This window comes from Pseudoalteromonas sp. P1-25, assembly GCF_001401805.1.
GTDB lineage: Bacteria > Pseudomonadota > Gammaproteobacteria > Enterobacterales > Alteromonadaceae > Pseudoalteromonas.
In genome coordinates, this window is record NZ_LKDW01000008.1 from 118,056 (window position 1) to 139,095 (window position 21,040).

General features: G+C 41.5%; 15 protein-coding genes and 1 tRNA gene. 10 read left to right on the forward strand and 6 right to left on the reverse strand.

What is annotated here, in order from left to right; translation table 11 throughout:
- Positions 1-12: 12 nt before the first annotated feature.
- The 4 genes from AN393_RS07530 to cysG are packed head-to-tail and all read right to left on the reverse strand — an operon-like array spanning position 13 to position 5,568.
- The gene (locus AN393_RS07530; protein ID WP_055017748.1) at positions 13-1,737 is read right to left on the reverse strand and encodes an SLC13 family permease; all 1,725 of its coding nucleotides are present in this window, start codon (positions 1,735-1,737) and stop codon (positions 13-15) included.
- Between the two features lie 31 nt (positions 1,738-1,768).
- A complete protein-coding gene (cysN, locus tag AN393_RS07535; protein ID WP_055017749.1) occupies positions 1,769-3,193 on the reverse strand; it encodes a sulfate adenylyltransferase subunit CysN in 1,425 nt (474 codons plus the stop codon).
- The gene (gene cysD, locus AN393_RS07540; RefSeq protein WP_055015593.1) at positions 3,193-4,092 is read right to left on the reverse strand and encodes a sulfate adenylyltransferase subunit CysD; all 900 of its coding nucleotides are present in this window, start codon (positions 4,090-4,092) and stop codon (positions 3,193-3,195) included. Before cysD ends, cysN begins: the two co-directional genes overlap by 1 nt.
- 48 nt (positions 4,093-4,140) lie before the next feature.
- A complete protein-coding gene (gene cysG, locus AN393_RS07545; protein WP_055017750.1) occupies positions 4,141-5,568 on the reverse strand; it encodes a siroheme synthase CysG in 1,428 nt (475 codons plus the stop codon).
- A gap of 281 nt (positions 5,569-5,849) precedes the next feature.
- On the opposite strand from cysG, the gene deoC reads away from it, so the two are divergent.
- A complete protein-coding gene (deoC, locus tag AN393_RS07550) occupies positions 5,850-6,593 on the forward strand; it encodes a deoxyribose-phosphate aldolase (protein WP_055017751.1) in 744 nt (247 codons plus the stop codon).
- Positions 6,594-6,606: 13 nt separating this feature from the next.
- Positions 6,607-7,455 carry an SPFH domain-containing protein gene (locus AN393_RS07555; RefSeq protein WP_200909028.1) on the forward strand — a complete coding sequence of 283 codons (849 nt, stop codon included), beginning with the start codon at positions 6,607-6,609 and terminating at the stop codon, positions 7,453-7,455.
- Positions 7,456-7,502: 47 nt separating this feature from the next.
- On the opposite strand, the gene AN393_RS07560 is transcribed toward AN393_RS07555, so the two are convergent.
- Both AN393_RS07560 and AN393_RS07565 read right to left on the reverse strand, forming a co-directional pair.
- Complete coding sequence (locus AN393_RS07560) at positions 7,503-8,636, reverse strand: CsgG/HfaB family protein (RefSeq protein WP_055015589.1); 1,134 nt, start codon at positions 8,634-8,636, stop codon at positions 7,503-7,505.
- Between the two features lie 114 nt (positions 8,637-8,750).
- On the reverse strand, positions 8,751-12,737 hold the full coding sequence (locus tag AN393_RS07565) for a hybrid sensor histidine kinase/response regulator transcription factor (protein WP_055015588.1): 3,987 nt from the start codon (positions 12,735-12,737) through the stop codon (positions 8,751-8,753).
- A gap of 164 nt (positions 12,738-12,901) precedes the next feature.
- On the opposite strand from AN393_RS07565, the gene AN393_RS07570 reads away from it, so the two are divergent.
- The 8 genes from AN393_RS07570 to rpoB all read left to right on the forward strand — a co-directional run bounded on the left by AN393_RS07570 (position 12,902) and on the right by rpoB (position 20,953).
- A tRNA-Trp gene (locus AN393_RS07570) sits at positions 12,902-12,978 on the forward strand.
- Between the two features lie 132 nt (positions 12,979-13,110).
- On the forward strand, positions 13,111-13,488 hold the full coding sequence (secE, locus tag AN393_RS07575; RefSeq protein ID WP_004588203.1) for a preprotein translocase subunit SecE: 378 nt from the start codon (positions 13,111-13,113) through the stop codon (positions 13,486-13,488).
- Positions 13,489-13,492: 4 nt separating this feature from the next.
- Complete coding sequence (gene nusG / locus AN393_RS07580; RefSeq protein ID WP_024032045.1) at positions 13,493-14,050, forward strand: transcription termination/antitermination protein NusG; 558 nt, start codon at positions 13,493-13,495, stop codon at positions 14,048-14,050.
- Between the two features lie 213 nt (positions 14,051-14,263).
- The gene (gene rplK / locus AN393_RS07585) at positions 14,264-14,692 is read left to right on the forward strand and encodes a 50S ribosomal protein L11 (RefSeq protein WP_004588205.1); all 429 of its coding nucleotides are present in this window, start codon (positions 14,264-14,266) and stop codon (positions 14,690-14,692) included.
- Positions 14,693-14,695: 3 nt separating this feature from the next.
- A complete protein-coding gene (gene rplA / locus AN393_RS07590) occupies positions 14,696-15,400 on the forward strand; it encodes a 50S ribosomal protein L1 (protein ID WP_055015587.1) in 705 nt (234 codons plus the stop codon).
- A 321-nt stretch (positions 15,401-15,721) separates the two neighbouring features.
- The gene (gene rplJ, locus AN393_RS07595) at positions 15,722-16,216 is read left to right on the forward strand and encodes a 50S ribosomal protein L10 (protein ID WP_055015586.1); all 495 of its coding nucleotides are present in this window, start codon (positions 15,722-15,724) and stop codon (positions 16,214-16,216) included.
- Positions 16,217-16,292: 76 nt separating this feature from the next.
- Complete coding sequence (rplL, locus tag AN393_RS07600; RefSeq protein ID WP_004588208.1) at positions 16,293-16,655, forward strand: 50S ribosomal protein L7/L12; 363 nt, start codon at positions 16,293-16,295, stop codon at positions 16,653-16,655.
- 272 nt (positions 16,656-16,927) lie between these two features.
- Complete coding sequence (rpoB, locus tag AN393_RS07605; protein ID WP_055015585.1) at positions 16,928-20,953, forward strand: DNA-directed RNA polymerase subunit beta; 4,026 nt, start codon at positions 16,928-16,930, stop codon at positions 20,951-20,953.
- The last annotated feature ends 87 nt before the right edge of the window (positions 20,954-21,040 follow it).

Genomic DNA, 21,040 nt, shown 5'->3' on the forward strand with positions numbered 1-21,040 from the left:
TAAGCGCCCGTATTAAAACGGAAATACGAGCGGGATCAGGGTTAATACCGTGATTGAATAAATAATAGAAAGGGGCAAGCCCATTGTTATGTAATCTTTTAAGCGGTAGTTGCCCGCACTATAAACCATAAGGTTTGTTTGATACCCAAATGGTGATATAAAACTGGCCGATGCGCCAAACGCTACCGCCATAATAAAGGGCAGAGGGTCTACATTAAAACCCACGGCTAGCGAGTAAGCTACAGGGAATGAAAGCGCAGCTGCGGCATTATTAGTAATAAGCTCGGTGAATAATACGGTCATTAAAAATATGGCGATAAACGCGCCATACGGGCCAAAATCGCCTAATACCATAAATAGAGCGCTTGATATTTGCCCGGCAAGTCCGGTTTCTATCATTAATTTAGCAAGCCCTATAGCACTGCCTACGACGGCAAGTAGTTCAATGGGAAAGCGACGTTTTACTTCGCTAAGTTTAACTGTGCCGCTAAGCAGTAAGCCAATAAGTAACACCAGTAGGCCTTTTACTAAGGGGACTATACCTACAATGCTTAACCCTAATACCGCGGCAAAGCCTGCCAATACAATATTAGACTGCTTAGGTTTTAAGTGTGTTTGTAAATCAAACCCCGATATATACACAAATTCGCGGTTTAAATTAGGTAAAGAATAAAAATTTTTACCTGGGGCGAGTATTAAAGAGTCGCCAGCTTGCAATTGCACTTGCCCAAGGCCGCCTTGTAAGCGGTCGTGCCCGCGGCGAATGGCAATAACCGCGGCATGAAACTGCTCTCTAAAACGGGCTTCTTTTACGGTTTTGCCAATAAATTTAGAGGATTGACTTACCACTACTTCCACTAGGTGTTCTATGTCTTTTTCGTGGTTGTCGTGCACTACTTTTAATCCGTCAAAGCGCCTTAATAAGGGAACAGATTTAATGTCGCCAACAAACAGTAGTACGTCGTTTTGTCTAATAATTTGCTGAGGTGTTACTGCGTATATACGCTCATCGCCACGAATAATTTCGGCGAGGAATAAATCTTTTAATTCGCGTAGGCCGTTTTCTTCTACGGTACGGCCAATAAGCTTAGAGTCTGCCTGCACTTTACCCTCTAAATAAAAGGGAATAACCTCTTGCGCGTTTTTGCCGTTGTCGGGCAGGTATTTGAGCATCACTAAAATAGTAACAAGGCCCACACTTAATGCGCCAATGCCTATTAAGGTAAAATCAAAAAAGCCAAGTGGTGCCATGCCAGCATCCACAGCAAAGCCGTTCACTATTAAATTGGTTGATGTACCAATAAGTGTAATGGTGCCGCCTAATATAGCAGTGTACGACAGCGGTAAGAGTAGCTTTGAGGGTGAATGATTTGGGTTGTCTTTTATGGCGGTAATAAGCGATGCAACCACCGCGGTGTTATTAGTAAACGATGACAAAAAGGCGGTAGATAAGCCAAGTTTGGTAACCGATTTTACTAAGCTTCCTTTAGATAGTGATTGCGATAGTTTTTGAATTAAAGTGGTTTTTTCAATCGCAATTGAAACAAGTACTAATAACACTAAGGTAATGAGTGATGGGTTTGCGTAGTTTACTAACATGCTTTCAAGGTCAATCAGGCCTGTTAAATAACCCGTACCAATAGCACTTACAAATAACCATGCTGGATTAATGCGGGTGCCAAAAAGGCACCCAACTAAGGTAAGCATAATGCCTGTTAAAACGAGCTGCTCTACCATGCTTTTATATTCCTAACAGACATTTTTATACTTACAGTTTTGAAATATCAAGCGCTTGCCAATGTGGGAAGTGCTTGCGTACTAAGCTATTAAACTCAATTTCAAAGTCGCTGAAATCGCTGTTTTGTTTTTCGCTTTTTAGTACTTGCTCAATCATACCTGCGGCAACCGTTAAGTTAGATAAACGGTCGATAAGGATAAATGAGCCAGTTTCGTGGTTGTTGTGATACTCATCAGCTAATATTGTTTCGCTTAGTTCAAGCGTAACAATGGCAATTTCGTTTAGCTGAAGTGAATCGGCTGTACCGTGCTCTAAGGTGTTTACATCAATGGTGTGATCAATTTTTTTAACCACGGCTGATGTATTTTTGCTACCTAGTTTAATGTTGTAGCTTTTACCTAGTACCAGCGGCTCTTCGTGCATCCACACAAGTTTAGCTTGTATAAGGTTAGTAACCGTTGCACTTGAACTTTGCGGCACAATAACATCGCCGCGGCTAATATCAATTTCGCTATTGAGGGTAACGGTAATTGCTTGGCCGGCTTCTGCGTGATCTAGGTTGCCATTAAAGGTCACAATTTCTTTTATGCTTGATGTTTTACCCGACGGTAATACTTTTATTGCATCGCCAACTTGTAACTTACCTGATGCCAATGTGCCCTGAAAACCACGGAAGTTTAAGTTAGGGCGCACTACATATTGCACTGGTAAGCGTGCTTCAAAGCCGGTATCGGTTTCGGCCGCTGGTGAGTCTTCTAAAAGCTCAAGCAATGGCTTATCTGTGTAATAAGGCGTATGTGCAGAGCGTATTACTACGTTGTCGCCTTTAAGCGCCGACATAGGTACAAACTTAATGTTTGTTACATTAAGTTGCTCAGCAAATTTAAGGTAGTCGGCTTTAATTTTTTCATAAACGGTTTCGTCAAAATCAACGATATCCATTTTATTAATGGCTACCACAAACTGTTTAATACCGAGCGAGTCACAAATAAAACTATGACGCTTAGTTTGTACTTGCACACCGTAGCGAGCATCAACCAAAATAATGGCTACATCGCTGGTTGATGCGCCTGTTACCATGTTGCGTGTGTATTGCTCGTGCCCTGGGGTGTCGGCAATAATAAACTTACGCTTAGCGGTTGAAAAATAACGATATGCTACGTCAATAGTAATGCCTTGCTCACGCTCAGCTTGTAGGCCATCTACAAGTAGCGCTAAGTCGAGCTCTTCGCCTGCGTTACCCACTTTTTCGTTATCTTTGTGAAGGGCAGCTAGCTGATCTTCATAAATTTGGTGGCTGTCGTGCAAAAGGCGGCCAATCAGTGTTGATTTACCGTCATCTACGCTACCACAGGTAAGCATGCGTAATAAGCTTTTATCTTGTTGGCGTGCTAGGTAGGCGTCTATGCCAATTTCTTTTACTTCGTTAATGGTGTCGTTAGTATTGGTAGACATTAGAAATACCCCTCACGTTTTTTCTTCTCCATTGAGCCTGCTGAGTCGTGATCGATTACACGGCCTTCACGTTCAGATGACGTAGATAGCAGCATTTCTTCAATAATTTCTGTTAGGTTGCTGGCTGTAGATTCAACTGCACCGGTAAGTGGATAACAGCCTAAAGTACGAAAACGTACTGACTTCATTTGTGGTACTTCACCCTCATTAAGTGGCATGCGCTCATCGTCAACCATTATTAGGGTGCCATCGCGCTCTACTACTGGGCGCTCTTTCGCTAAATAAAGCGGAACCATTTCAATGTTTTCTTGGTAAATGTATTGCCAAATATCAAGCTCAGTCCAGTTAGATAGTGGGAACACACGAATGCTCTCACCTGGGTTAACTTGGCTGTTGTAGGTATTCCAAAGTTCAGGACGCTGGTTTTTAGGGTCCCAACGGTGGTGTTTATCGCGGAACGAGTAAACACGCTCTTTAGCGCGAGATTTTTCTTCATCGCGGCGTGCGCCACCAAATGCAGCATCAAAGCCGTATTTATCTAATGCTTGCTTTAAGCCTTGGGTTTTCATTATGTCGGTATGTTTACCTGAGCCATGCTCAAACGGGCTAATATTCATAGCCATGCCTTCTGGGTTTTTGTGTACCAGCAGGTCAAAACCGTATTCTTTTGCAAGGCGATCGCGAAATTCAATCATTTCACGAAACTTCCAGTTGGTGTCTACGTGTAATAACGGAAACGGAATTTTTGCAGGGTAAAATGCTTTACGCGCTAAGTGCAAAAGTACCGACGAGTCTTTACCGATTGAGTAAAGCATTACTGGGTTCTCAAACTCAGCGGCGACTTCGCGCATGATTTTGATACTTTCAGCTTCAAGTTGCTGAAGGTGAGTTAAAGCCATTGTTAGTCGTCCTACTAAAATGATTAAAAGTGATTAAGGTAAATATAATTATGTATTTGATACACCAGTTAGCGGCTGAGCAAAGCTACTGGTTTGCTCGTTTTGGCTAAACCACGCAAGCTGCGAGTGAAGAGCGGCTACTTCGCCAATAATAAGTAAGGCTGGCGATACAACACTGTTGCGCTCTATTAAATCTGCCAGCTCACCCAATTGCCCTGTAATAACACGTTGGTTTTTACGCGTGCCGTTTTCTATTATGGCAACGGGTGTAGTTGCACTGCGGCCATGTTTTAACAGCTGAGCTTGTATATGTGGCGATTTAATAACGCCCATATAAATTGCTAAAGTTTGATGTGCTTTAGCAAGCGATTGCCAATTAAGCTCTTGGCCATCTTTTTTACAGTGCCCCGTTACAAACTGTATAGCTTGTGCGTGGTCGCGATGCGTAAGCGGAATACCTGCATATGCACTACAACCTGCAGCTGCTGTAATACCTGGCACTATTTGATAATTCACGTTATTGGCAGCCAGTGATTGTACTTCTTCACCGCCACGGCCGTAAATAAAGGGGTCACCGCCTTTAATGCGGCACACTTTTTTGCCTTGCTTGGCAAAATCAACCAACATTTGGTTGGTATCTTCTTGGGCTACACTGTGATCGCCTAAACGTTTGCCTACGCAGACTAAATCGGCATCACGGCGTACTAATTCCATAATTTCATCTGACACTAAGTAGTCGTATACAACAACGTCAGCTTGTTGCATTAATTGCAGTGCTTTAAGGGTTAAAAGCTCAGGGTCGCCAGGGCCTGCACCTACTACATACACTTCGCCCTCTGGCTCTGCTTTGGCATCAAGCATTTGCTCTAGCTGCGCTTGTGCTGCACCGGTATTACCGGTTTGTACTTTGCTCACGACTGATGAATCAAACACGCCTTCCCAAAACTGGCGGCGGTCGGCAAAGTGTTTAAAGCGCTGTTTTACTTTATCTCTAAAGCTGCCAACTAAAGTAGCCAGTGGGCCAATGTGTTGTGGGATTAACGTTTCGAGCTTTTCACGTAAACGCCGTGCAAGTACTGGTGCGGTGCCTGCACTTGATATAGCAATGGTGATTGGGTCGCGATCTACTATTGATGGGAATATAAACGTACATTTAGGCTGGTCATCAACCACGTTTACAAACACGTTGCGCGCATTTGCAAGCTCAAATACATTATTGTTTACTTCGTCTAAGTCTGTGGCTGCTATAACCAGCATTTTGCCATCAAGGTGCGACTCATCAAAATAGGCATCAATAAGCGTTACTTCATTGTTGTGTGCATGCTCTTTTAGTTCATCACAAAACCAAGGTGCCACTAAGGTTACATTTGCGCGGGCTTTTAAAAACGCGCGACATTTGCGTAATGCAACCTCTCCACCGCCAACAACCAGCACGGGTTTGTTGTCGAGTTTGGTAAAGATAGGTAAATACTGCACGTGGTTAACACCTCTAAGTTAAATCTAAAATAAAACGCTATTGAGCAGATGGCAGAATATAGCGCGCATTAGTAAGTAAAAAATAATTAAAACCAAGTTTATATAACCAAAAGTTATAATGGGTGGTCGTTTTAGGTTTAAGGCTTAATCTATAGGGGATTAAGGCGAGTTACACGCACAATATTGTGCTTATAGTGTTTGGTTATGAGCTATAGCGAGATTACGTTAATTTGTTACTATGATACTAAACCTAATTTATCGCCTACCTAAAGGGGTTACTGATGACTGAACAACTCAACGACGCACACTTAGCGGTTTCGTTAATGGACCTGACCAGCCTTAATACAGCTGATACTTCAAACGATATTCAGCAGCTTGTAAATAGTATAAACCCACAATTGGGCACACCGGCTGCGGTATGTATTTACAGCGATTTTGTAGATGATGCAAAAATAGCATTAGCTGCGCGCAAGCTTAACCATGTAAAAGTAGCAACGGTTACAAATTTTCCGAGTGGTGATGCGCCACTGAGCGATGTGATAAACGAAACGCTAATTGCTATTGAGCGTGGTGCCGATGAAATAGATTTAGTGATCCCCTACAAAGCGCTTATTGCGGGTGAGCACAGCAAAGTGCTCGAGTATGTAACTCAAAGTAAAAAAGTCTGTGGTACAAAAGCGCAATTAAAAGTAATTATAGAAAGTGGCGAGCTAAAAACTGAAGAGCTAATCGCTAAAGCAACTAACTTAGCGATTCAAGGTGGGGCTGATTTTGTAAAAACCAGCACAGGTAAAGTAGCTGTAAATGCAACGCTTGATGCCACAAACGTGATGCTTAATACTATTAAAAAATCGGGTAAAGTAGTGGGCTTTAAAGCCGCTGGCGGTGTTAAAACTGTAAGTGATGCAAGTGAATACCTAGCACTTACACGCTCAATAATGGGCGAGGATTATTTACAAGCCGCTACATTTAGGTTTGGTGCCTCAAGCTTATTAAGCAATGTATATAAAGTATTAGAAAAATAACTAAGGACATAGAATGAAACCAAGAAATTCAGGGATGCAAACACTGGTTAATAACCTTGCTAAAGGTGCCATTTTGGCCGGGGTTGTTGGGTTTGGCTTAACGGCGTGTACTAACCCAAGCACGCCAGCGGGTGAAGAAGGGTATGTGTACGAAAAACCGCGTATATTCGGTGAGGGGGGCTATCAAGGCACCATGAAAGGCCCTGCAAATTATGGGGTATCGTTGCTTCGCAATGAGGTTGTAAATATTGATATGCGACCAAATACGTATACTGAGGCATTTCAAATACTGGCCAATGATGACTTAAATATTCAGTTTGATTTTCATGCAGTAATAGGTATTCAAAGTGGCTCAGTTAAAACGGTTGTAGAAGAGTACGGCGCAGAGAATTGGTATAAACGCTTTGTGCGTGAAACATTTAGAACCTATGTGCGTGACATCGTGCAAAAGTACGACAGTGGTGAGCTGAAAACCAACCGCGAAAAAATAGCGCAAGAAGTTAGCCTGCGTTTACAAACTTATTTATCATCAACGCCCTTTAAATTAGCAAATGTAGTAGTGGGAGATATTAATTACCCTGCTATTGTGGCTAACGCTGTAGAGAAAAAACTTGCTGCGCAGCAACTACTAGCAGAAAAAGAAACACAAAAAGAAATAGCCCGCAAAGATGCTGAAATAAGAGTGGAAGAAGCAAAAGGTATTGCCCAAGCCCAAAAAATTATTAACGCAACGCTCACAGCAAATTATTTACAACATGAAGCTATAAACGCTCAGGTAAAAATGGCTGAGTCGCCAAACCATACAACCGTTTATATTCCAGTGGGTAACAATGGCGTGCCGCTAGTAAAAGGCGCTAATTAAGCCTAAGGACTTGGGTAGCTAAATTATAGCTACCCAAGTTGCTGTTACTAAAAGGCTTTAAACATACTACCTAAGCTATCAAGACCAGATTTATTGCTTTTAGCTATACATTCAGAATCGTCTAAAGACTTTTTAGTAGCGGCATCAGCAAGCCCTGTTACGTCGAGTTTATTCTCTTGTTGATATTCTCGAAGTGCAATGACTGTTTTACGGTCGTATTCTACGTCTTGCGTTTCAAATTCTTCGTAGTTGGGCTGGTTTCTTAGATAGCCTAAACACACTAAGTTTAAGCGTGACATGGCTAAGTCCATTTTTTCATAATGAGGCATTCTATGATTTGGTACCTTTATATCATCAACAGGTTTGCTTGCTGCTTTTACTTTACTTACTTTTAGTGGCGGTGGGGCTGTGTAACCCGATGCTAATGTGTTATTGCTGTTGTAACGGTAGTAAGTATCAGGAATTTTTGTTTCCAGAAACTCTACTGCTTTGATGATAACTTCACGAAGTGCTTTTTCTTTAGGTGTGTCAGACCAGCCGCTTATATTGCCACCTACCAATGAACCACCAAAGTTTGTTGCGGCGCCTGTAAAATCGAAATCGGTACTGCCGCCCTCTACACTTGTGGCTGCTAAAATACGTGATGTGCGAGTATCTATCAGGCGTAAATCTATTGCCATATGTGTGCCTGAAAACCCTGCTGATACAGAGCTAAATACATCACCAATAAAGCCGCCTGAACCAACACTGCCACCGGAACTACCATCATCAAACTCTGTTACGGCCGCAACAACAACAATTTCAGCCCCTTCAATTTCACCATATGCTGCACCTGTTGTAGCGCTTACTCTACCTGAGGTTGCTAGATCTTGTTCAGACAATACGGCATCTAAAGCTTGGCGCTCCAATACTATAAAACGGTTAGTTGTAACAAGCGCCGTTGTAAGCTGATCAGCCATTCCTTCGCCAATTTCTTTTCTCCACCACCTTGAGTCGTTCGATTTATCGGTAAAGCGTGCAACAGCTATTCGTGCTTTGGGCCCATTATATTGCTCTTTAGCTACTGTGTTTATGTTGGGGGAATTTTGACCTGAAGTGACATTTGTTGATGTACTTTGACAAGCGCAAAGTGCGCCTGTTAATAGCGTAGTTAGCAGTAATTTTTTAGGCATTTTTAACATATGACTGTCCTTAATTAATATGCTTAAGGGAGAATGTGTTACTCCCTTAATGTTTATATATTAATGTTAATGTATTTAAATCAATAGGTTAAAAATAGTACTGAAACGAAAATCTTAGTCACACACACGAACTTTTGTATGTTTATCGCGAAATTGTTTAGGTGAGACTTGGTACTTTGCCTTAAAGCACCTAGCAAAATAACTTTGTGAACTAAACCCCACTTTTTGTGCTACCAATCCAATGGCAAGGTCGCTCTCGCTCAATAGTGATTGAGCGAGCTCTAGGCGTGTATTTCGAATGTAATCACTCGGGGTTAAATTGTAGAGTGCTTTCATTTTTAATTGTAAAGCCCTTGGGCTTAAACATAGCGAATCGGCAAAGTCTTCAACACTAAACTCTTCGTTATAGTAATTTTCTTTTACGACTGTTTTAACTCGTTCGGTAAACTCATAATCTTTACTTTGTACCATTTGTGGGTCGAGTTTAACTGATGCTGATAAGGCCGGTAGCTGCTTTTGTAAGTGTTGGTTAAGAACTTCTCTGATTGTTAAAAGCCCTTGAACGCGACTAAGTAAAAGTTCAGGTTCAAAAGGTTTGCTTAGATAGTCATCTGCGAGTAAATCTAAACCTTTTAACTTGCTGTTTGTATCGGCTTTTGCTGAAAGCAATAGAGTAGGAATATGGCTTATAGCTATATCGTTGCGCAGTGCTGAAATAAATTGATAGCCGTCCATAACAGGCATCATGACATCACTAATTATTAAATCAGGCATTTCTTTTTTGCATAAGACTAGGCCGTCTTCACCATTATGTGCGCTCATACACTTATAGCGCTCAAAGAAAATAGAGGTAAGCAAACTTCGCATTTCCTCATTATCTTCAATAATTAGGATCTTATGCTTATTTAAAGGCTTTATGGACTCTTTCATAGGAATATAGCGCGTTACAGAAGGGCACGCAGTAGGTAATGAAATTGTAAAACAACTGCCTTGGTCAATTTCGCTTGTTACAGCGACTGTACCCCCATATTGCTGCGTTAATTGTTTTACGAGCGCTAAGCCAATACCATTGCCATGTTGTTTTATAGGACTGACACGGGTAAATCGTTCAAAAATACGCGCCTTATCTTGTGGCTTTATACCTACGCCAGTATCAGATACAGAGATAACAACTTCCTTATTCTCTTGCGAAAGTGTTAACGATACGTGCCCATTATTTAACGTGTACTTTTGTGCATTACTTAAAAGATTAGTAATAATTGAAATTACATGCTCATGTTCCATGGTTATATAGCACTCTTGCGAGGTTAAATCTTTATATTTAAATTCAATTGCCTTTTGCTCAAATAAAGGCGAAAAGTCTTCAATTATTTGAACAATAAGTGGCTTTAATGGGTAAGGTGAAACATGCTGGATCATTGTGCTTGGGCGCTGACTTAATTGTAAAAGCTGATTTATTTGATTTAATAACTTTTGAGTGTTGCGGTGAATCATTGCCAGTTTTTGTTGGGTATCGTCATCAGTATGACGCTTTTTAAGAGTTGCTAGAGGCGCCATTATTAAGCTTAAAGGGGTTTTTAGTTCGTGACTTACGTTATCTAATAATTGTGTTTTTAAATGGCTAAGCTCTTGCTCTTTTTTTCGTTCTTGTTCTGCTACCTTTGCTCTATATTTTAAAGCGATAATTAACCAAGTTAATGCAAGTACAATTAAAATGTAACTTGCATAAGCTACTTTGCTTTTCCACCATGGCGGAACCACCGTAATGTTAAGCACGGTTTTATCGTTGCTCCAGTGACCGTATTGACTTTTCGCTTTTAAAATTAATTTGTAATTTCCTGCAGGAAGTAAGGAGTAATTCACTTGCCTTTGGCTTTGGTCTGCATATATGAATTGTTTGTTAAGCCCTTTTAATTTATAGGCATACTGATACTGTGAGGGGGCTGCGGCACTTTTCAGTGCAGAAAACTTAAAACCAACCACATCTTCTTTTTCTTTTAGAAAAAGCTCACTGGTATAGTTTATCAGTTTAGGAGTTAACTCTTTACTTTTACTGTATTGCGCGGATGATGTTGGCTGGTTATAAATAAGTAAATCGGTAATAACAGGCTGTGGTGGTGATGATGAGAGAGAAAGTGATAACGGATCAAACTGATTAAAACCATTAATGCCACCAAAGAAAAGTTCGCCATTGGCTGCTTTGAAAGCGGCTCCTAAAATAAAGGAATTATGCTGCACCCCATTAGCGGGTAAAAAATGCAGCATCTGTTTCGTCCCATCAGAGTAGCGAGTTAAGCCTTGATTGCTACTTAGCCATAAGTTGCCACTATTATCTTGTTTTATTGCAAAAATATTTTCATTAATTAAACCGTCAAATTGAGTTATTTTTATTATCTTATTCGTCGCTATGTCTAATTTGTTTAACCCGTTAAATGTGCCTACCCATAGAGTGTTTTTGTCCTCTAAATATAAAGAAGTAACCATATTATGGGTAATACTATTAGGCTCATTTAAATGGCTTTTATAGTGTGTAAATGTTTCGTCATTTATAGAGAGCTTATTTAAACCTTCTCGCGTTCCTACCCATACAACATTATTGTGAGTGTCATATGTAATACTAAAAATAGTGTTATTTGAAATGCTATTAGTTTGTTTATCGTACTTAAAATGCGTTACTTCAAGCGTATCAGGGTTAAATCGAGTTAAACCATTATTGCCGCCAAGCCATAAATTGCCACTGTCGTCTTCAGTAATGGCATATATGCGATTGCTGCTAAGTTTATGGCTTTGCACAGTAAATGAAGAGAAACTGTCATCAATTGGATTATACAGCAACAACCCCCCGCCATATGTACCTATCCAAACACGCTGCTTGTTATCTTCATAAAGGCTGAAAATATTACTATTAGTAAAACCTTTGTCCTGTGCGTTATCAACTTTATAACGGTTAAAGCCTTTTGGTGTCTGTTTATTTAGCCCATCGCGTGTACCTATCCACAGAGTATTGCGGCTGTCTTTGAGTATGGCCCTTACGAAATCATGTGATATAGACGTTGGGTCATTGGGCAAATGTTTTTGGTGGCCAAACTGGGATTGTTTTTTGTCATACCGATGCAGTCCATAACCATCTGTGCCTATCCAAATGATTCCTGTTGGGTCTTGATAAAGTGATAAAAGATGGTCATTGGCTAAACCATGTTTTTCTGATGGCGAGTAGGATACTTGTTCAAATTTGTTGTTTGATAAAGAGGTAAATGATTGGCTGAATAGGCCCTGTCCATAAGTGCTAACTAATAAGGTGTATTCATCATCCAATAGTATATCTGTTACCCAATGATCTTTTAATTGTTCAATATGATGAAATTCAGCGGTCGTGGGGTTAAACGAGGCAAGGCCCATTTTACTTCCTAATAATATTTGGTTATCAGGGGCGTTTTTCAAACGCCAAAGTTGTTTAGGACTGTTGGCTATGAGTGTAAACTTCTCAGTTATAGTATCGAACTTAATAAGCCCTATATTACTTGCCAACCAAAGAGTATTTTGTTGACCAAACATTATGTCTTTAAATTCGATATTTGCCTGCTGTAAGTTTGGATAGGTAAATAGCTTTATTTTATTTGTTTTTGTGTTTAATTGACTAAGCTGGCCTTTATCATGACCAATCCAAAGTGTTGTTTTGTCTTGTGAGGTGATTGAAAAAATAGCTGAGTTGCTTAGGAGAGGTGCAGAAAACTGATTATATACTTTGAATTTACCTGTTTCAGTATCCAATAAATTTAACCCATTTGCAGCTGTAGAAAACCATATGTACTTGTTTGAAAAGTTAAAACAATCAGTAATCCAGTTGCCTGAAATACTATTTTGGGATGGGTCAAATTTATAATGCTTAAATTCGTAGCCATCAAATTTGTTTAATCCCCCTTGGGTGGCAAACCAATAAAACCCCGCGTTATCTGTTGTGCTGCAGGTGATGGAGTTTTGCGATAACCCTTGTTCGCTTGTGTAAGTATCGAGATAGATAGGTTTTGCAAAAACACCACAATGGCAGAGTAAAAGAGTGCAAATAATTTGATATTTAATAACTGTTAGAAGTGTGTTCACGGATATCCTATCGTGGTGTATTTCCCTAAAATTAGTACAATCATAAACGGCTTTTTAATCAATGTTAAGATGGATTTATTAGTGCATTAAAGAGATTTTGCTAAGTGGGTATCTTTTAGGCTTGTGTTAATGATTTGCGTAAGTATAATAGGCATCCACTTTGCAGGGGCGTAGTTCCAATTGGTAGAACAGCGGTCTCCAAAACCGACGGTTGGGAGTTCGAATCTCTCCGCCCCTGCCATTTTTACTCATAAGTTGAGTAAGTCTGGGGTTAAAAATCGGTTTAAATAAGTCTGTTTTTAAGTTTAGATTTTAATGGATTAACCCTGCCGTTGTGTAGGGTTGTTGTGTCTGTAGTTAAGGTAATAATATTATGAGCACGAATGTAGAAACACCATCAAGTGCGATGGAGTCGGTAAAGTGGTTAGTAGCAATCGCGCTACTTGCAGGCGCAGTTGTTGGTAATCACATGTTTGCAGATCAGTCTGTATTACTACGTGCAATTGGCGTTGTGGTTGCTATAGCAGCAGGTTTAGGTATTGCCTCGCAAACCGCTAAAGGCCGTGACTTTTTAGCATTTGCTAAAGAAGCACGCATTGAAGTACGCAAAGTTGTTTGGCCAACGCGTCAAGAAACTACCCACACGACATTAATCGTAATGGTTGCAACAGTGATTATGGCGCTTATCCTTTGGGGATTAGATGGCATTTTATTCCGCGCTGTAGGCTTTTTAACTGGATTGGAGATCTGATCCCATGTCGGATGAGAACAAAGAAATTAAATTACGCTGGTACGTTGTACAAGCATTCTCTGGTTACGAAAAGCGTGTAGCGCAAACGTTATCAGAGCACATTAAAATTGAAGGTCTTGAAGAGAGCTTTGGTGAAATATTAGTACCAACAGAAGAAGTTGTTGAGATGCGCGCCGGTCAAAAGCGTAAATCTGAGCGTAAATTCTTCCCAGGTTACGTACTAGTACAAATGGATATGAACGATGCAAGCTGGCACTTAGTGAACAGCACTGAACGTGTAATGGGCTTTATTGGTGGTACGTCTGACCGTCCAGCGCCTATTAGTTCTAAAGAAGCAGAACGCATTCTTAACCGCTTACAAGAGAACGCTGAAGCACCTAAACCAGCTACATTATTTGAGCCAGGTGAAGTTGTTCGTGTAACTGATGGTCCATTTGCTGACTTTAGCGGTGTGGTTGAAGAAGTTGACTACGAAAAGAGCCGCGTAAAAGTGTCGGTACTTATTTTTGGTCGTTCTACACCGGTTGAACTTGAATTTGGTCAAGTTGAACAAGATAAGTAATTGATTAAAAAAGCTTCGCCATTATTTACTTAAATTTTGGCACGAAGCTTGAAAAAGGCCGCTGATTAACTTATAATCAGCGGCCTTTTTGTATTACGGCAAAAATTTATTTTTGCTCGCAAAAAGTACGAAACCAATTTTTAAACTGGGAAGCCGTTAGAGTACGCGTCCTCGCGCGCACAAGGCTAAGACCCACCAAATGAGGTATTTATAATGGCTAAAAAAGTTGAAGCTTTAATCAAGCTACAAGTTGCCGCTGGTATGGCTAATCCTAGTCCTCCAGTAGGTCCTGCACTAGGTCAACACGGTGTAAACATCATGGAATTCTGTAAAGCGTTTAACGCGCGTACAGAGTCTATCGAAAAAGGCGCTCCAGTTCCTGTAGTGATCTCTGTTTACGGTGACCGTTCATTTACGTTCGATATGAAAACGCCACCTGCTGCTTACTTACTTAAGAAAGCTGCTGGTATCAAATCAGGCTCAGGCCGTCCTAACACTGAAAAAGTAGGCACAGTAACTCGTGCTCAACTTGAAGAGATCGTTGAGACAAAACGAGCTGACCTTACAGCGGCTGATATGGACGCTGCGGTTCGCACTATCGCAGGTTCTGCGCGTGCGATGGGCTTGAACGTAGAGGACTAAGAAATGGCTAAATTAACTAAACGTATGCGTACTATCCGCGAAAAAGTGGAAGTAACTAAAGATTACGAAATCAATGAAGCAGTTGCTCTTTTAAAAGAATTAGCAACAGCTAAATTCGTAGAAAGTGTTGACGTTGCTGTTAACCTTGGTATTGACGCTCGTAAATCTGACCAGAACGTTCGTGGTGCAACTGTACTACCTCACGGTACTGGCCGTGATGTTCGTGTTGCTGTATTCACTCAAGGCGCTAATGCAGAAGCTGCAAAAGAAGCCGGTGCTGAATTAGTAGGCATGGAAGATCTTGCTGAGCTAGTTAAGAAAGGCGAGATGGATTTTGACGTTGTTGTTGCATCACCAGACGCGATGCGTGTTGTTGGTCAACTAGGTCAAATCTTAGGTCCACGTGGTCTTATGCCTAACCCTAAAACTGGTACTGTAACGCCTAACGTTGCAGAAGCAGTTAAAAACGCGAAAGCAGGTCAAGTACGTTACCGTAATGACAAAAATGGTATCATCCATACTACTATCGGTAAGGTTGATTTCACTGCTGAGCAAATTCAACAAAACCTTGAAGCTCTAATCGTTGCGCTTAAGAAGGCTAAACCTTCTCAAGCTAAAGGTGTTTACGTTAAGAAAGTAACCATCTCTACAACAATGGGCGCAGGTGTTGCTGTTGACCAAAACACGTTAAGCACTTCTGTAGCTTAATAGGTGTTTACATGGCGTGAAATTTGTACTATAATTTTGCGCCATTTTGTTGAATAATTTATTGTTTAACAAGTAAAGAATTCGGGTTGAAGTCCATAATTTCGCTAAGCTCTTGAGTGATGCGATAAATTGGGCTTCCGTCCAAGACCGTAGGCGGCTTCGGCCTTAATATTACCTACGTAGACGGTGTGAATCCCCAGATAGATTTTCCTAATCTCTTCTGGCTCTCGCCGTAAAAAGCATCTCTATCAGTTTTTTGGTAGGGAAGAGTAAAACAGGGAAGCCGAGTGTCGGCGACCCATTAAACCAGGAGTAACACCCATGGCTTTAAATCTTCAAGGCAAAAAAGCAATTGTTGCTGAAGTCAACGAAGCAGCCAATGGTGCTCTTTCTGCAGTTGTTGCAGATTCTCGTGGTGTAACAGTAGGCGCAATTACAGCCCTTCGTAAAGAAGCGCGTGAAGCTGGTGTATGGATGAAAGTTGTTCGTAACACTCTAGCAAAACGTGCTGTTGAAGGTACTGAGTTTGAATGTCTATCTGATTCGTTAGTTGGTCCAAGCTTAATCGCTTTCTCATCAGAGCACCCAGGTGCTGCTGCGCGTATCTTCTCAGATTTCGCGAAAAAGAATGAGAAATTCGAAGTTAAAACGGCCGCTTTTGAAGGAAATGTTGTAGATGCAGCAATGCTTGCTACATTACCTACATACGATGAAGCTGTTGCACGCTTAATGAGCGCTATGAAAGAAGCGTCTGCTGGCAAATTGTGTAAAACAATTGAAGCAGTACGTGTACAGAAAGAAGAGCAAGCTGCTTAATTTTAAGCTGTTTAACCTCCCTTTCGGTGTAAAATTTATTTGGACCTAGAGTCCGTTAATTATTAGGAAATTTGTAATGTCTGTAACTAAAGACCAAATCCTTGACGCGATTGCTGAAATGTCAGTAATGGACGTTGTTGCTCTTGTTGAAGCAATGGAAGAAAAATTCGGCGTAACTGCTGCAGCTGCTATGGTAGCAGGTCCTGCTGCTGAAGCTGCTGAAGAGAAAACTGAATTTGACGTAATCCTTACTGGCGCTGGCGCTAACAAGGTTGCGGCAATCAAAGCTGTACGTAGCGCAACTGGCCTAGGCCTTAAAGAAGCGAAAGCGCTTGTTGAAGCTGCTCCTGCACCTATCAAAGAAGGTGTATCTAAAGAAGAAGCTGAAGCACTTCAAAAAGACCTTACTGAAGCTGGTGCTGAAGTTGAGGTTAAGTAATCTAGCTCACGCTAGGTTCGCTGCCTGAGTAATCAGGCAAGGGCTGGTGATTATTTAATCACCGGCCTTTTTGCGCTATAGAGTTATGTATTCCTGTAGCTCAAATAAAATCTGATTTTCTCTTTACTTTCAACGCTTTATAGTTTGCTAGTGTTGCAGGGGCGGAGTTAATTAGAACAACAATTAAATGTTGTAAATCTTGGCATAGATGCCAGTTAAGTCTGTTCTTACAAGAACAGGTCGGGTCAAAGATCAGCAAGCTGAGGAACCCCATGGCTTACTCTTATTCTGAAAAGAAACGTATCCGTAAGGATTTTGGTAAACGTCCACAAGTTTTGGATATACCTTTCTTACTGTCGACACAGTTAGAATCGTTTAAAAAATTCTTAGTCCCAGACGCTGATGGCGATCATGGTTTGGAAGCAGCCTTCCGTTCTGTGTTCCCTATTAAAAGCTACTCGGGAAATTCTGAGCTTCAATACGTAAGTTATCGTATTGGTGAGCCAGTATTCGATGTAAAAGAATGTCAAATTCGCGGTGTGACTTATTCTGCTCCACTTCGCGTGAAACTGCGTCTTGTAGTTATGGACAAAGAAGCTCCAGGCACAGTTAAAGACATTAAAGAGCAAGAAGTTTACATGGGCGAAATTCCGCTCATGACTGATACCGGTACTTTTGTAATCAATGGTACAGAGCGTGTTATCGTTTCTCAGCTACACCGTAGCCCTGGTGTATTCTTTGATAACGACCGCGGTAAAACCCATTCATCGGGTAAAGTATTATATAACGCACGCGTTATTCCTTACCGTGGTTCATGGTTAGACTTCGAATTTGATGCAAAAGATAACTTATATGTACGTATAGACCGTCGTCGTAAATTACCGGCGTCTATTATTTTACGTGCACTTGAGTACTCTAGCGAAGAAATCCTAGATATGTTCTTCGACACCACTGCGTTTGAAGTAACTGACGGTAAAGTTCTTATGGAACTTGTGCCTTCACGTTTACGTGGTGAAACTGCCGCTTTTGATATCAAAGGCGAAGACGGTGAAGTACTTGTTGAAAGCGGTCGTCGTATTACGGCACGCCACATCAAGAGCATCGAGAAAAAAGGCATTAATCAATTAGAAGTACCACATGAGTACATCATTGGCCGTATTGTAGCTAAAAACTATGTTGATGAATCAACAGGTGAAGTTATTGCAAACGCTAATGACGAGCTATCACTAGAGTTGATGGCTGAATTGGTTAAAGCAGGTCACACTAAAATTGATACGTTATACATCAATGAAGTGGACAGCGGCGCTTACATGTCAAATACATTAAATATTGACTCATCAAGCAACCGTTTAGAAGCATTAGTAGAAATTTACCGCATGATGCGCCCAGGCGAGCCACCGACGAAAGACGCGGCTGAAGCCTTATTTGAGAACCTATTCTTCTCAGAAGAACGTTATGACTTATCTACTGTAGGTCGTATGAAGTTCAATAGCCGTGTTGGTTATGATACAGACACAGGCCCTGGCACATTAAGCAAAGAAGACATTGTAGCTGTTATGAAAGTATTAATTGCTATTCGTAACGGTCAAGGCGATGTTGATGATATTGACCACTTAGGCAACCGTCGTATCCGTAGTGTTGGCGAAATGGCTGAGAACCAATTCCGTGTTGGTCTAGTACGTGTAGAACGTGCTGTACGTGAGCGTTTAAGCTTAGGTGACCTTGACGCGATCATGCCACAAGACCTTATTAACGCTAAGCCTATTTCGGCAGCGGTGAAAGAGTTCTTCGGTTCGTCTCAGTTATCACAGTTTATGGACCAAAATAACCCGCTATCAGAAGTAACGCACAAGCGTCGTATTTCTGCATTAGGTCCGGGCGGTCTAACACGTGAGCGCGCTGGCTTTGAAGTACGTGACGTTCACGTAACTCACTACGGTCGCGTATGTCCAATCGAGACTCCTGAGGGTCCAAACATCGGTCTAATTAACTCGTTATCTACGTACGCACGTACAAATGATTACGGTTTCTTAGAAACACCTTACCGTAAAGTGGTAGATGGTGTAGTAACTGATGAAGTTGATTATTTATCAGCCATTGAAGAAGGTCAGTTTGTTATCGCACAGGCGAACTCAAACTTAACCGAAACCAATGAGTTTGTTGATGAACTTATCCCGTGTCGTCACAAAGGTGAATCAACCTTTATGGGCCGCATGGATCAGCAATATATGGATGTATCACCACAACAGGTGATCTCTGTAGCGGCAGCACTTATCCCGTTCCTAGAACACGATGATGCTAACCGTGCATTGATGGGTTCAAACATGCAACGTCAAGCAGTACCAACATTGAAAGCGGATAAGCCGTTAGTAGGTACTGGTATTGAGTTAACACTAGCGAAAGACTCTGGTGTAACGATTGTTGCTAAACGTGGTGGTGAGGTAATGTACGCCGATGCTAGCCGCATCGTTGTAAATGTAAATGATGATGAGCGTATTCCTGGTGAAGCGGGCATCGACATTTATAACCTTACTAAATACACACGTTCTAACCAAAATACATGTATTAACCAAAAACCAACGTGCATGGTTGGTGAACCGGTTACTCGTGGTGACGTGTTAGCAGATGGTCCTTCGACTGACTTAGGTGACTTAGCCCTTGGTCAAAACCTTCGCGTGGCATTCATGCCATGGAACGGTTATAACTTCGAGGATTCAATCTTACTATCAGAGCGCGTAGTTGAAGAAGATCGTCTAACGACTATCCACATTCAAGAACTACAGTGTGTTGCCCGTGATACTAAATTAGGTCCTGAAGAGATCACTGCAGATATCCCGAATGTGGGTGAGTCTGCGCTAGGCAAGCTTGATGAATCAGGCGTTGTTTATATTGGTGCTGAAGTTAAAGGCGGCGATATCCTAGTAGGTAAAGTGACTCCGAAAGGCGAGACGCAATTAACACCTGAAGAAAAGCTACTACGTGCTATCTTCGGCGAAAAAGCGTCTGACGTTAAAGACAGCTCTTTACGTGTACCAAACTCTGTAACTGGTACTGTAATTGACGTACAAGTTTTCACCCGTGATGGTGTTGAAAAAGATAAGCGTGCGTTAGAAGTTGAAGACATGCAGCTTCGCGAAGCGAAGAAAGACTTCAACGAAGAGTTCCGTATTCTAGAAGCCGGTGTTTTAGACCGTGCTCGCAAGCTACTAGCTTCAGCAGGCTTCGATGAAGACAACTTAGCGTCACTAAATGCTGAAAAGCTACTTACTCAAAGTCTTGCACAAGAAGACAAGCAAGCTGAACTTGAGCAACTAGCTGCACAGTACGATGAGCTTAAAGCTGAATACGATAAGAAGTTTGAAAACAAACGTCGTAAAATTACTCAAGGTGATGACTTAGCACCAGGCGTACTTAAGATTGTTAAAGTATACCTAGCTGTTAAACGTCGTATCCAACCGGGTGATAAAATGGCGGGTCGTCACGGTAACAAAGGTGTTATCTCGACTATCGTACCAGTAGAAGATATGCCATACGATGATAAAGGTCGTACGGTAGATATCGTACTAAATCCACTAGGTGTACCATCACGAATGAACATCGGTCAGATCCTTGAAACACATATGGGTCTAGCTGCACGTGGTATTGGTGAGCGCTTAGAGGAAATGATGAAGGAACAACGTGAGCTACATGAGCTACGTGAATTCATCAAGCAAGCTTACGAAATCGGTGAATCTCGTCAAGAAGTAGATATTGCTAGCTTCTCTGATGATGAAATTCGTCGTTTAGCTGATAACTTAAAAGGTGGTTTACCAATCGCTACTCCTGCATTTGATGGCGCTAAAGAAGACGAAATCAAAGACATGCTAGAGCTTGGTGGATACCCAAGAAGTGGTCAGGTTACACTCTATGATGGCCGTACTGGCGATCAGTTTGAACGTCAAGTAACTGTAGGTTACATGTACATGCTTAAACTTAACCACTTGGTTGACGATAAGATGCACGCACGTTCAACTGGTTCTTACAGCCTTGTTACTCAGCAGCCGCTGGGTGGTAAAGCACAGTTCGGTGGCCAGCGTTTTGGTGAGATGGAAGTATGGGCACTTGAAGCTTACGGTGCTGCTTACACGCTACAAGAAATGCTAACAGTGAAATCGGATGACGTGAACGGTCGTACTAAGATGTATAAAAACATCGTTGATGGTAACCATAAGATGGAACCAGGTATGCCAGAATCGTTCAACGTATTGTTGAAAGAAATCCGCTCACTGGGTATCAACATCGAGTTGGAAGAAAATTAAGCCAATTAGATGCTGCAGTTAACCCTGCAGCATCTGTTACGGCTGAATAGAATGTAGGGGCGAGGTTATCCGCCCTCAAGATTAACT